Annotated in this window: 13 protein-coding genes and 1 other annotated feature; of the genes, 6 read left to right on the top strand and 7 right to left on the bottom strand. The window is 42.8% G+C overall.

The features are described 5' to 3' along the window. Nucleotides 1–8: 8 nt before the first annotated feature. Both brnQ and FFM84_RS07835 read right to left on the bottom strand, forming a co-directional pair. Nucleotides 9–1,385 (bottom strand): branched-chain amino acid transport system II carrier protein, encoded by a 1,377-nt coding sequence (brnQ, locus tag FFM84_RS07840; protein WP_165450281.1) that lies wholly within the window; start codon nucleotides 1,383–1,385, stop codon nucleotides 9–11. Between the two features lie 149 nt (nucleotides 1,386–1,534). Next, nucleotides 1,535–1,913 (bottom strand) — a binding site (T-box leader). A gap of 58 nt (nucleotides 1,914–1,971) precedes the next feature. Continuing rightward, entirely contained in the window at nucleotides 1,972–2,799 is an 828-nt protein-coding gene (locus FFM84_RS07835) for a Cof-type HAD-IIB family hydrolase (RefSeq protein ID WP_130844169.1), read from the bottom strand. Between the two features lie 124 nt (nucleotides 2,800–2,923). Here FFM84_RS07835 and FFM84_RS07830 point away from each other — a divergent pair, with 124 nt between their 5' ends. The 4 genes from FFM84_RS07830 (at nucleotide 2,924) to FFM84_RS07815 (ending at nucleotide 6,460) form a co-directional block, all read left to right on the top strand. Beyond that, entirely contained in the window at nucleotides 2,924–3,796 is an 873-nt protein-coding gene (locus tag FFM84_RS07830; protein ID WP_130844736.1) for an AraC family transcriptional regulator, read from the top strand. 93 nt (nucleotides 3,797–3,889) lie between these two features. Further along, nucleotides 3,890–4,687: a Cof-type HAD-IIB family hydrolase gene (locus FFM84_RS07825; RefSeq protein WP_130844170.1), complete on the top strand. Its 798-nt coding sequence runs from the start codon at nucleotides 3,890–3,892 to the stop codon at nucleotides 4,685–4,687. Next, nucleotides 4,684–5,853 (top strand): MFS transporter, encoded by a 1,170-nt coding sequence (locus FFM84_RS07820; RefSeq protein WP_130844171.1) that lies wholly within the window; start codon nucleotides 4,684–4,686, stop codon nucleotides 5,851–5,853. Before FFM84_RS07825 ends, FFM84_RS07820 begins: the two co-directional genes overlap by 4 nt. Further along, on the top strand, nucleotides 5,840–6,460 hold the full coding sequence (locus FFM84_RS07815; RefSeq protein WP_130844172.1) for a sugar O-acetyltransferase: 621 nt from the start codon (nucleotides 5,840–5,842) through the stop codon (nucleotides 6,458–6,460). The genes FFM84_RS07820 and FFM84_RS07815 overlap by 14 nt, the downstream gene beginning before the upstream one ends. A 600-nt stretch (nucleotides 6,461–7,060) precedes the next feature. On the opposite strand, the gene FFM84_RS07810 is transcribed toward FFM84_RS07815, so the two are convergent. Continuing rightward, nucleotides 7,061–8,272: a neutral/alkaline non-lysosomal ceramidase N-terminal domain-containing protein gene (locus tag FFM84_RS07810; protein ID WP_130844173.1), complete on the bottom strand. Its 1,212-nt coding sequence runs from the start codon at nucleotides 8,270–8,272 to the stop codon at nucleotides 7,061–7,063. A gap of 142 nt (nucleotides 8,273–8,414) precedes the next feature. Between FFM84_RS07810 and FFM84_RS07805 the strand changes: the two genes are divergently transcribed. Both FFM84_RS07805 and FFM84_RS07800 read left to right on the top strand, forming a co-directional pair. Further along, the gene (locus FFM84_RS07805) at nucleotides 8,415–9,761 is read left to right on the top strand and encodes a PTS sugar transporter subunit IIC (protein ID WP_130844174.1); all 1,347 of its coding nucleotides are present in this window, start codon (nucleotides 8,415–8,417) and stop codon (nucleotides 9,759–9,761) included. Between the two features lie 79 nt (nucleotides 9,762–9,840). Next, nucleotides 9,841–10,620: a MurR/RpiR family transcriptional regulator gene (locus tag FFM84_RS07800; protein WP_130844175.1), complete on the top strand. Its 780-nt coding sequence runs from the start codon at nucleotides 9,841–9,843 to the stop codon at nucleotides 10,618–10,620. A gap of 111 nt (nucleotides 10,621–10,731) precedes the next feature. On the opposite strand, the gene FFM84_RS07795 is transcribed toward FFM84_RS07800, so the two are convergent. From FFM84_RS07795 to FFM84_RS07780, 4 genes are read right to left on the bottom strand one after another with little or no spacing between them, the layout of a single operon-like run. Next, entirely contained in the window at nucleotides 10,732–11,043 is a 312-nt protein-coding gene (locus FFM84_RS07795; protein WP_130844176.1) for a hypothetical protein, read from the bottom strand. Nucleotides 11,044–11,072: 29 nt separating this feature from the next. Then, nucleotides 11,073–11,687: a hypothetical protein gene (locus tag FFM84_RS07790; protein ID WP_130844177.1), complete on the bottom strand. Its 615-nt coding sequence runs from the start codon at nucleotides 11,685–11,687 to the stop codon at nucleotides 11,073–11,075. 43 nt (nucleotides 11,688–11,730) lie between these two features. After that, on the bottom strand, nucleotides 11,731–12,939 hold the full coding sequence (locus FFM84_RS07785; RefSeq protein WP_130844178.1) for a hypothetical protein: 1,209 nt from the start codon (nucleotides 12,937–12,939) through the stop codon (nucleotides 11,731–11,733). A gap of 34 nt (nucleotides 12,940–12,973) precedes the next feature. Then, nucleotides 12,974–13,417 carry a hypothetical protein gene (locus tag FFM84_RS07780; protein WP_130844179.1) on the bottom strand — a complete coding sequence of 148 codons (444 nt, stop codon included), beginning with the start codon at nucleotides 13,415–13,417 and terminating at the stop codon, nucleotides 12,974–12,976. Nucleotides 13,418–13,456 lie beyond the last annotated feature (39 nt).

The following is a 13,456-nucleotide window of genomic DNA, read 5'->3' as shown; positions in this document are numbered from 1 at the left end:
TACACCTTCTACGCCTGGTCGCCTTTTAACTGCCGACCTAAGATAAACCGGCGAATCGCATACCAGCTTAGCCCAATCATTAAGCCGATCAACGCCGGTACCACCCAATCCATGCCTAACTTGGCCATTGGTAAATACTTGGCATCAAGGACTAACAACCATTGCGCCCAACCTTGACGGGTAATCACAGCTGGCGCGGCGCCTAACGCATCAAAAGCGGCTGGAATTAACGTTAACGCTGTCGTCCACCGATAAACAATCGGGTCCTTTTGAAATAACGGCGAAGCAATCGACAAGATAATCAAGGTAATTGCTAGTGGATAAAGGAACATTAACATCGGTGTTGACCATGCAATAATCGCATCTAAGCCAATATTGGCAATTAAGAATGACGCCCCACAAGCCAAGCGATTCCAGGCCAGATAACTAATCTTAGGAAACTTCGCATGTAATGCTTCTGAAAACGATGACGCTAAACCAACTGAAGTGGTTAAACAAGTTAACGTCGCCATAATCGCTAAAATGATCGCTCCGGGAACCCCCATAAACGCATTGGCAATCTGTGAAAAGGCAATCCCGCCATCAGTTGAGATCTTAAAATGAGTCAATGACGTGGCCCCTAGCCAGATCAAACCAAGATAAATCGCAGCTTCTAACGTAATACTTAACAAACTTGATTTAGCCGCAGTTTTGGCAATATCATTGGCATCATGTTGGCCGAGACTTCGAATGGTGGTGACCACCGCAATCCCAAAGAGCAATGCCGCTAATGCATCCATCGTATTGTACCCTTGCAAGAAGCCATTTAAGAACGCATCGCTTTGATACGCCGCAGTCGTCGCCGTCGCGTGCGCCGAACCTAATGGGTGGGTAAACGCAATCCCGAAAATAATGGCTAATAAGATTAAGAATGCTGGATTGAGTAATTTACCAATCGTATCAATGATCTTGGTAGGTTTGCGCGATACCCAGTACGTGATCGCAAAGAAGATCAAGGAGTAGATAAGCAAGAATAACGGTGCTTGACTGGCACTCACATGGCTAGCAATTCCAATTTGAAATGGGGTTGTGGCCGTCCGTGGCGTTGCAAACAATGGGCCAAGGGTGGCACAAGTTAAGACCATAAAGATAGTTGCGTATCGTTTACCGATTGGTCGCGCTAACTCATAAATGCCGGAACTGCGGGTGACACTAATCGCAATAATACCGAGCAACGGTAATAACGTCCCCGTCAACAAGAAGCCGACCCCCGCCGTTAACCAATGGGCCCCGGCTAATTGACCTAAATGAATCGGAAAGATCAGATTACCGGCACCAAAGAACATGCCGAATAGCATTGAGCCGATGATGAGATAATGTTTGAAAGATAATTTTTGTGTTTGCATAAGTGGTTCCTCCTCAGAATTGTGCGTAACTGTCGCCATTGATCTAATCTCAACGTCACTCGACTTAACCCACCATTACTCGTTGCTAACTGCACACCCTTCAACTCCCTTCATGCCAAATAAAAAACGCGTCCTCTGAAAAATTAATTTCAAAGGACGCGCTCGCGTGGTACCACCTTAGTTCGTGATGGACTCACGTCACATCACCTCATCGCGTACGGTAGATCGGCAGGTTTGATTTAGCTTGCCGAAACGTGTGATTAATACCAGTTACCGGTGCTTGCTACGAATTAGCCCCAATGTCAAACCCGCATTAGGCCTAATCCTAGGCAACGCACGGGTAACTACCCGGTATTAATCACACTCTACGATACGTTTGCACGATAATGGGTGCCACCAGTTAACACTGACTTACGTTCGCATTAACCGTTCACGGATTACTTTCAACCAGACGCCTTGACTGACTTGCAGCGGCCGTCAGCTTTCTAAACAATTTGTCTGCTTTACTCTTCCGATCATCACGATTTGATCTCATTTATTTTTAATGTTTGTAATCATAAACTCATTTTAAATAACTGTCAACCTTTTATTTGACCGGTGCGGGAATTAACTTAAATTCAGTAAAGGCTTGAGCAATCCCACCTTCATCATTTGTCGCCGTCACATAATCGGCTTGTCCCTTAGCCACTGGGTTACCATTGCCCATGGCGACCGCAGTGCCTGCAAAGGCAAACATCGGTAAATCATTACGTTCATCGCCAATCGCCATAATATCACTGGCTGGTAAATTTAGTTTCTTGGCTAACTCGCGTAAGGCTTGCCCCTTATTCACGACCGGATTCAATACTTCTAAGAAATTGGCCGCGGCCCGCACAACGTATAGGTCATCCCCAAACGTTGACCGAACAGTCGGTTCAATGGCATCAAGTTCTTCGGCCGTACCACCAAAAACGCCTTTGGTAATTTCAAAGTCAGCGGGCAATTCATCCGGCGTCCGAATCAATAGCCCGGCCGAATTTTCCCAAGCTTGGACCACCGTGATCGGATTCACATCTCGATCCGCCGTATAAATCACGCTATGCGTATCCAAGACGTTAAAACCGGCCTGATGCGCTTGCGCAAACGTGGTCAATTCTCGGTATTGTTGATTAGTCACGAGGTGTTTTGCCAAAACTTCACCGGCAACGGTGGCCGTAATCGCACCATTGTAAGTGATTACGTATTGATCGTCACCACTAATTCCTAATTGATCTAAGAATGGTTGGACTCCAGCTAGTGGCCGACCAGAACATAGCACAACCTTCACGCCTTGCGCTAACGCCGCTTTAACCGCGGTAATGGTACTCGAACTTAATTTTCCCTTTGAATTTAATAACGTATCATCGACATCGATGGCAACTAATTGAATTGACATTATCTTTTGACCTTCCTCTCTAAAAACGGTTACAATTAAGTTTATCAGTTTACCACCCAAACTATGGGTCAATATTAAAAGCAATTAGGGTCATTTTTCACACCCTGATTTTGAGGTGACAACTTTGCAAATCCAACACGAAACGGTGCAGTCCATGCCCCGCCTACCGTTTAAATATTATGAACATGATCCCAAAACATCGATCGATGTCGCGCCGCATTGGCATCAAGGGATCGAACTAAACTACTTAGTCGCTGGCGGGCCGCTAAAGTTCGTTACCGATGGACAAACGACCGAATACCAGCCTGGCGACGTTTGGGCCACTAATCGGCGCAGCGTGCACAGCGCCAGCGGTGATCCCGATCAAGCTTGGGATGAGTTTGGCCTTATCATTGATGACGACTACTTGCTCAGTCAATTACCAGCCAGTGCCAATTGGCAGTTAACATTAACCGCGCCAGCCGAGCAAACGCCACAACCAACTAGTTATGCCCGCGTGCGCGATCAGTTAATTGCGATTCACGACTTACTTCATCAAGGCGTCACCGATGATATTCGCTTGCTAGTGCTGAGCCACTTTTTTCAACTACTAGTGGAACTCGATCAACACTTTACCATTGCGAGCGATGATCAAAGTGTTAATCCCAACCAGTCATTGACCGATCTGATCATGACGACGATTAATGACCACTATGCTGAACCCATTACTGGCGCCACCTTGGCCGAACAATATCACGTTTCACTGACCACCTTGAATCAGCAGTTCAACACGAATCTCCAAATGTCAGTCAATCGCTATTTGCGTTTAGTCCGGTTAATGAATGCACGGCGTTTACTTTTATCCACGGACACCAAGGTTGATTATATCGCTGTGCAATGTGGGTTCACCAACGCTAAAACGTTGAATCGCAACTTCAAGGCATGGAAAGGCCTCACACCAACCGATTACCGTCAGGCCTATCAACGCTATCACAAAATTGATACCAGTTGCCTTTAAAATTGTCCCCTAAAACACTTTTACGCATGCTAAACTACGCTCAGTTAATCCGAACTAAGCGTTTTTAGTTTGAAAAATAAAGGAGTTTTACTGATGATTAAATTAATTGCAACCGATATGGATGGGACCTTTTTACGCCACGACATGACTTATGATGAAGACAAGTTCGCCGCGATTCATGACCAACTCAAACAACAAGGCATTCGTTGGGTGGTCGCTAGCGGGAATCAATATTACCAATTGAAATCCTTCTTCACCAAATATCCAGATACCATTTATGTCGCTGAAAACGGCGCCTACATTCGCGACTTAAAACAAACTTATGCTGCACATACGTTTAACCCGGCGGTGGTCGCGCAAATTTTACCGAAATTGCAAGCGATTCCAGATCTGCAACTCACGGTTTGTGGCTTGCGGCGCGCGTATGTCCTAACCACTGAAGATCCTGTCCATGTGGCTGACGTCAATCGCTACTATCCAGAATTAGCCGCCGTTGACAGCTTTGATGATATCGATGATAAAGTGCTAAAATTTGCGATCACTTGCCCAGTCGAACGGACCATGGAAATTGTGGACCAACTCCGTGAAGAACTCGTTGGTTTAGCAGTTCCAACTAGTAGTGGTCATGGTGACATTGATGTGATCCAGATTGGCACACACAAAGCCGCTGGGTTGCAAGAACTCGGGGATATTTTAGGCATTGGCCTCAATGAGATGTGTGCCTTTGGCGATGGTGGTAACGATCTTGAAATGATTCGTGAAGTCGGCTTAGGTGTCGCGATGCAAAATGCCCAACCAGACGTTAAAGCAGTCGCTGACGATCAAACCACCGATAATGAAAGCCAAGGCGTCTTAGCCTTTATGGCCGACTTGCTGGTCGCACCACAATGAGCACGCCCAGTAAACTCACCACGGCCAGCATTTTAAGTCTCTCCTTTGTGAGTGGCGTTACCACCGTGATTACGGGGATTATCCCCCAATTGAGTCAGCAGTTTCCCAACGTGACCCCGACCTTAATTGAATGGGTCGTCACGAGTGCTAACTTGAGTGCCTTATTAACGTTGCTCTTGAATCCCCGCTTAACGCAACGATTTGGCAGTCGACAAGTGGTGATCAGTGGTCTGTTACTCGGTGCCATTGCCGGGGTCATCCCGTTAGTCTTAACGAACTTTGCGTTACTCATGCTCAGTCGTATTATTCTCGGCTTCGGGATTGGCTTGTTTTCACCTCACGCCATTGGCCTGATTGCCCATACGTATCAAGGCGACTTGCGCGCCCGGTTGCTCGGTTATCAAACGGGGTTGTCCGCGCTGGGCAATGCGGTATTACTCGTCTTAGCGGGTTGGTTAGTGGTGATCAGTTGGCGGGCCGTCTTCTTGCTTTACTTATTGTTAGGCGCGGTCGCTTTGTTGGCCATTCCCGCCTTACCTGCAACTAAAGACGCTGAACCCGTGGCACATCAAGCTGCTAGTTTACCAGCTTCGCGTTGGGTCTTATTAGCGTTAACCTTTGTCACCTATTTGTTGATTTGGGGCGTTCAACTGAAATTACCAACTTTGTTCACTGAACGCCACTTTGGCAATGCCAGCGTGATGAACCTCACCTTGGCTGCAATGAATCTCGGCGGTCTCGTGGCTGGGTTCACCTTTGGCCGACTGCACCACCACTTGCATCGCTATACCTTAATGCTCGGTTACGCCGGTGCCGCCGTGTCGGTACTCATCTTGTGGCGGACGCAACAACCCTTGCTCGGCATTGTCGCTGCCATTTTCTTCAACTTCATCTACTCGTACACCGGCCCGTATCTCGTGTTTACGAGCCAAGCCAACTTAACCGGTAATCAAATTGACACGATGAGTAGTCGCATCACGATTGCGACCATCATCAGTGCCTTCTTCGCCCCACTTGTCTGGAACGGGCTTGGACAATTAGGCGGTGCCACGTTGACGACAAATGTCTTAGGTTGGATTGCGGGCAGTTTATCGTTACTTACACTGTTGACCGGGCTTTGGGCCTGGCAAACCTCGAAAGGACACTTAACTCATGTCAAATCTTGAAAAAATGCATACCGGTGATCTCTATTTACCCGATGATCCCGAAATTGAAGTCCAGCAAAAACACTATTTAGATCAGCTCTATGATTACAACCACACACGTCCTAGTGAACCGGAAAAACAACAAGCTTTGTTGCAAGAAATGTTCGCTGAAATCGGCCCCAACTGTTACTTGGAACCGCCATTTCACGCTAACATGGGGGCGCATCACGTCCACTTTGGCGCAAATGTGTATGCCAACTTTAACTTAACAATGGTCGATGATACGCATATCTATATTGGCGATCATACCATGATTGGCCCGAACGTTACCTTAGCGACGGCTGGACATCCGATCTGGCCCAGCTTGCGGGAACAAAATTATCAATACAATATGCCCGTCCACATCGGTCGAAACTGTTGGCTCGGTGCTAGCGTTGTCGTTTTACCTGGCGTGACGGTTGGCGATAACGTCGTCATTGGCGCCGGGAGTATCGTCACGAAAGACTTGCCAGATAACGTTGTGGCGGTTGGGAACCCTTGTCACGTCTTAAGAACCGTTGGCGAACATGATCGCGAATATTACTTTAAGGATCGGAAGATTGATCCGGCTTTGTTTAACGAAGATTAACGCTAGGTATGCTAAAAGTCCTATATATAGTTAAAGCAACAAATAACTATATATAGGACTTTTTATTATGATTACCTAAATTAGCACTAATCGTTAATATGGCAAGCATATCATAATTTAAAATAGACTGACTTGCCACCTGCCATTCACCCACATTGAGCCGGAACGCTGTGGGTGGACCGGTTCAGCCAAAAAGGCAGTCTGAACCATCGTTTTGAACCACCCAAACCGTGTTTCAAAAGCGCCAGTCTCTAAGCGATAAATTGCTAAGAGACTCCCACGGCTGGGCTCAATGTGTGCTCACTCTCGGTTATATTAATGATTACAAACTTGATTGATATCCGTAATCTAATCGGAGTCAGCCAACGATGGTGTCGGCTATAAAAACATCGTTAGTCCAGATGATTTTTGAAACTAGCGATGCTAGGTCCGAAAGCTAGGTGGAAGCCCGTACTCAGACCAATATTGATATGGATTATGTCACCATATTTAATTTTCAGCCTTTAGACGATTAAATTTCTAGAAAAATGAAAATAGCTGAATCACGGATAAACACATCTTAAAGCTATTCATATCGCTGACTAACTTGTGATGACTGGTTTATTTAGTCGTAACTCCAGCAATAATTCTATTAACAAACTCGTCGGCCATACCCTTTAAAAAGACGCTGTTTGAGCTTTCAAAATATTGACCAAATTTCTTTTCATCAACCGAGTAGCCCCGATAATCGTTGGCCAAAGTGATTAACAAAGTTGGCTTAGAGTCAATATTACGGAGCCGTTGACCAAGTGCATAAACAAGTTCACCAGGATAAGTAATCACGCGCAAGTCATCAAAGTCCCAAATAAATGCCTTCGTTTGAAAATGGGTATGTCCTAAATACCGAATATGCGTATATGTTGAAACAAACCCAGCATATTTTTCTTTGTCTGACCCAACGGCTTGCTCATATCTGCTTGTTAAATGATGATACAATGCAGTCGCTTGTGGGTTAGTCATTGGATCATATGCACACTCATAGGAAATTTGTTTCAAGCTAAAATTATTAAAACAAATTGGCAGCTCTAATACCGGCTTTCGAACTGACTTAACGATTAACTTTGCCAAGCGCTCAACTTCTGCAAATGTACTAGCCTGTCGCGTATAACGCGTACTTGTATCACCACAATCGGTTAAAGCAATAAATGGCGTTATCCCAAAAGTCTGTTGATAATCACGTCGCAGCTGACTGATCAAATCACCAGAGATTGCCAAATTCTGTGCGTTTAAAACCGTTGGATGGCTAGCTAATAGAAAGATACTGCCATATAACTGATTTGCGTGTAAAAAACGTACTTCGACTAACTGATTATTATAGGCAAACATTGGGTTGTTCCGGTTACCATAGACCTTATCAGCTACCGGTGATTTAGTCAAAACGGCCGTAACTCCCTGCAACATCGTCATTGCTTGGGCTACTGCTTGCAAGGCCTGCTGCGTTATTAATTGCCAGTATGTTTCTGAAACTTCTGCATTATCTAGTAATAAATCAGATACGACTGGGCCTGAATGCGTATGATTAGCTGAAATAATAATCTGCGATGCTGGTAATTGATAAATTTCACTTAAACGCCGTTTAATCCGATCAGCACGAAAACCAGGCACTACCACAATATCCATTGAAATCAATACCACCGTTGTCGATGCGTGTTTGATGACACTAGCAGCAACGTACAAATCGTCATGAATACTTTGGGCATATCTGGACTGGTAGCCTTCCATTTGGACACCAACGGTCGGTGTTATTTTTGCCATTCCAAATCCGTATTCCATTATATAAGCCCCCTTTAAAAATATTCAAATTCATCATAGCACAAAAAAACCATTTTGATAAATTTATTTAATTTAAAAATAAATTTGATATTTATATCATCACGTGTCATAATGTAACCGTATTCAATAAGGAGGGTTAAAAATGAAGAACAATAAATTCTTTGAGGGATTCGAAAATTTTATGACCGCGAAAATTGTTCCAGTCGCTAATAAAATTTCTAATCAACGTCACCTGGCTGCTTTGCGGGATGGTTTGACTAACTTAGTGCCATTTACCGTTATTGGTGGGATTGCCTTAATGTTAGCCAATCCGCCAGTTAACAATCAGTTGGTGAAACCAACAAACTGGTTTAATGATTTTTTGTTAATGTGGATGAGTTGGGCTAAGACTAATTACAACTTATTAACTATCCCATTCAACTTATCAATCGGTATTATTTCAGTTTATGTCGTTTTAGGCGTTTCTTACCGTTTAGCTCAATCATATAAAATGGCTGCTTTACCAAATGCGTTAGTCGCTTTGATGACTTTCTTTGCAATTGCCACACCACCGGCAACGCTTGGTAAAAAATTGATTATTGATACGGCTGGTTTGGGATCAAATACCATGTTTGCGGCAATTATTGTGGCATTGCTAGTCATTGAAGTGAATCGTTTTTTAATTACGCATAATATGACAATTAAGATGCCTAATAGTGTCCCACCGGCTGTGGCCGCACCTTTCCAGGTTCTATTGCCATTATTAGTTAACTTAATTTTATTTCTAGGAATTAATGGGGCTTTAGAGGCAACCTTACATACTGGGCTGGCAAATGCCATATTTGCTATCTTCCAGCCTCTGATGAAGGCCGGCTCTTCACTATTATCAATGACAATATTAGTTGAAATTGCCTTAATATTCTGGTTCTTTGGGATTCACGGCGACAACATGATTAGTGCAGTCACCACGCCAATTTGGACTGCAGCACTTGTCCAAAACCTACAAGAATATTCTAACCACGAACCTTTAACTAATATTTATGCTGGTAACTTTACCTTTATTTTTGGTGAGGCTATTGTTTACTTCTGCATTATGGTCAGCATGTTACTCTTTGCCAAATCGCCACAACTTAAATCGTTATCACATTTTGCTTGGCCGGCAACTTTGTTCAATATTAATGAACCGCAAGTTTTCGGGGTACCGACAGTGATGAACCTGTTCACCTTTATTCCAAGTTTTATCTGCCTGCTCATTGATATGCCAATCGCTTACTACGCCACCGTTTGGGGCTTTATGGGAAAAACTGCTATGAGTATTCCTTGGACCTTACCAGCACCACTATATGCCATCATCTCAACGCTTGACTGGCATGCTGGGATCGTCTGGCTAGTAGAATTTATTATTGATTTAATCATCATTGCGCCATTTATGATCGCATACGACCGCAATTTATTAAAACAAAATGCGGAAGAAACTAAAAAAGAAAGTACAGTTAATACTGCAGAATAAATAAAAAAATGGACTAGATGTTTATCCAGTCCATTTTTTTGATTATAATTGGTTGAGATTACGTTTGGAGTGAAACAATATGGATTTAGAGAAAAAAATTGGGATTTACTATACGACTCTCACCAAAAGTGAAAAGAAAGTCTACCAAGCCGTTCTAAATAATCCCCAAGTTATTCTATCCGAAACAATTCAAGAGGTCGCAACTGCTTACGATGTTTCTGTAGCCTCAATCCAGCGATTTATTAAAAAAATTGATTACCGCGGCTTTCCTGAATTTAGGTTAGCCGTTGAAGAATGGCTCCATGAGCAAGATACTGAACCTAACCAGCATTCCCAGTCTAAACTTCAACAAATTGTAGGCGCTTATACCACAACACTCAATTTACTGAGTCAAGTAGACATTGAAACTGAGATGGATAAACTAGTTGCCGATATGCATCAAACCGAAATAATTAAGTCACTAGGGATTGGTAATACTGCCCTATCAGCTGAACAATTAACTTATTCAATGTATTCTGAAGATAAATTTATTGAAGTCGTTGATTCAGATATCAAAATTGACTATTTAGTGAACGCACTAAAGCCTGGAATGTTACTAATTATATTCTCTGTAACTGGATCAACTACCACCTACTTAAAACTCATGCAAGCCGCCAAGGAAAAGCAAATTACGGTCTATTTGATTACAATGAATCAGGATTCAAAATTACTATCATTGACCAATCATCAATTTATCTTGCCTTCGACTTATGTCCACAATAATCGGCAGACAGTGCATATGGTCGACAATCGAACAATTTTATATTGCTTTGCAGAAGTCATCTCATACTACTACTCGACATCTGAAAATAAACATTAGTGGTTTTCAAAAGGTGACTCTATTCTGACTAACCCCGAACGATGTCATTTAACGAAGATTAACGCTAAAATGCCCCCACTAGTTAACTTGCTAGCGGGGGCATTTTCGTGGTCAGGCACTTGGAACATCGTTTACAGCTAAGTGAAAAATCAAGAACCGATAAACGGTGAACGTGTTGACATAGTAACTGCTATCCGATGACATATAACGCTTGGGATAAATTGTATAGGTGGCTTCGCCAATGATTAGTCCTTGGCGTTGTTGTTGGTCAAATACCGGATGTGCTTTAACTGCCATCGTCACCTGTCCAGCCGCTAACATCCGCATCCGTACCGTTGTTTTGGGTGAACAGGTTAGTAATAATATAAGAACTAAGATTGGACCGCCGATGCGCCAGCCGAGTTGCTTTTTGGTTAATTTCATTAATGGTTTCCTCTATTCGATTTAATGACCTAATCCATCCTGAAAAAATGATACAAATAAATTGGCCCAAACTTGTCTAAATCCAAACTTGCCGGCTTGGTCCCTAATTCATCGGCCATCGAATAAATCTTAGGATGTGTGGCGGCGGCCGTATCATCCTGTACGGTCACCGATGCTTGCATAGCTTTGATAGGGTCGCTTATGGCCGCGTAAACCCAGCGACTCGTCCATTGACTATTCGTTAGACCTAACCCAAATAACACCAGCAGTACCATTAAAACTTGATACAATCGCTTCAATTTGATTTCGGGATAAAGATGTTGATACAAGGCCCCCGCAACTAGACAACTGTTGCCGATAATTGCCGGCCAGCCAAAAACGATCCAGTAACCCCACCAAAATGGTGCCATGGCAACGCTAGCAATTAATAGCGTTAGTGTAATCCAACCAAATAACCACCGTCGTTCACTTACTAGCCAAGCTATCCCAGCGATAACAATCCCAATATATGGCAAGATTATCCAAATAACTTCAAGGGGAACTTCTGCATTAGATTCATTAAAAATATAATTACGATATCCCCAACCGATTAATAGTCCAAGCCAGACAAGTAGGCAAATTACTGAATTGACTATTTTCCGCATCTTTAATCACCTTATTTTTTGATTGACTAGTTACCATTCAAGACTATTGCAGTCGTTTGACTGAATAACCGTAGATATCTTTACCAAGATCAGTTTTAAATTGGGCTTTACCATCTCGTCTAATTGTAATTACAGAAAATGCAGCAATATTATCTATCCGTAATCTAACTAGCTTCTCCTTACTCCTCGGATAAAAATAAATTGTTGCCCATGGTACATTAGCAACAATGTGCTTTGCACGATAATGAGTTTTCAATTTATGCTGATCAGTGATTACCTTCCATGGTTTTTGCAGGTAACTGTAAACAACCAACTTAATAGGCCTTCCATTGTGCAAATTAATTTGCACGGCTCGGTTATCCATTCCAATTGCTAATAAACGAACTAATTCTCCCTGCTTATTTGTAACCGTATATACACGTTGTTGTAGTAACACCGAATCATCTTTATTACGTTTTTTCGGTAGTAAACTGCTCTTCTGAACTTGTTGTGCCATTTTTTCCGAAGATTTAGGCTTTAGTAACTTTTTGCCCGGATCAACATAGTTTCCTTGAACTAAATCTTGATCACTTGCATATACCCAACCTAACTTACGTGTTTTAGATTCCAAATAAACGTAGCGCTCACCATTGGTCTTAATAATTTCCTTAGTTGCATACAACTGCTCGTTAACAAACTTGTCTAACACATGTACGACATACGTATAGTAAGCAGTATTGTACGGACGATTCCAAGCCGAACGAATATACGGCTTAGCAATGTAATACGGCACTTTCGGTAGCGTCCGCTCAGACTTAATTGGACTTTTCTGTTGCATATCAGTTGCCTTAACGTAACCCGCATTATCGTAGTAATCAAAATCCGAATCGTCTTTAGCATCTAATTCTCCCAAACCACCCGATTGATACAATCGCAAATGATAAATTGTACCGCCTTTGCTAGTTTGATAAACCTTATCAACACCAAATATATGACCTTCTTCGGTTGAATAATCCGAATACTCACCACCGGTAGTGCCAAATTCTTTAAGGCTCCGATAGAATTTCATCTTCTTATTCACCATCTGATAGGGCATATTGTAATCATGTTTCTTGCTAGAAATGATCTTACCAATACGCGGATTCACTTTAGGTTTAGCACGTTTTTTGCTAATGCTATTTGCAGTCGCCTTTTGCTTTGCCGCTGACGGTGAGTTGCACCCCGAAACTAGCAATGCGACTAACATTGCAACCAAAATAGTCCCCTTTTTCATCTTTCAGCCCCCACCAACCTTTTTTATCGTGACTTTACATTTTGTCTAAATAATCAGCCAGGCTGAATTTATAAACTAACTTGAGGTGCTTAGCCTTATTAATTTTGAAGACTTTTAATTTTTCGTGGGCCGTAGAATACAAGGTTAATTTTGTTGGCCGATGTTTCGTTCTCAATTTAAAATAACCATGCTTAATCTTGGCCTTTTTCCCATTACCCACAACATAACCAGCACTTGCATTAAAGTTAACAGTATTAGTAATCGTTTGCTTGGTTTCTGTGACTGTTATTCTTGAGAACCCAGTGGCCATTTGACGCATTTCTGTGAGTTGTTTTTTCGAGAGCTGACTCTTCTTAAATACTTCGACCCCGTAGATCGAGACATGCCCGTCAACCATGGCAGCTTTCGCATCAACAACGGTTAGGAGCATCATGCAACTTAAAAATACTACAAAGACGGTAGCTAATTTAGTTTTCATACTTTTCCCCTTAAAAATTCCTTTTAATAATGACTCAAC

Source organism: Lactiplantibacillus mudanjiangensis (genome assembly GCF_005405385.1).
GTDB classification, from domain to species: domain Bacteria; phylum Bacillota; class Bacilli; order Lactobacillales; family Lactobacillaceae; genus Lactiplantibacillus; species Lactiplantibacillus mudanjiangensis.
The sequence above is the reverse complement of the archived record's forward strand: the minus strand, read 5'-3'. Positions and strand labels throughout refer to the sequence as shown.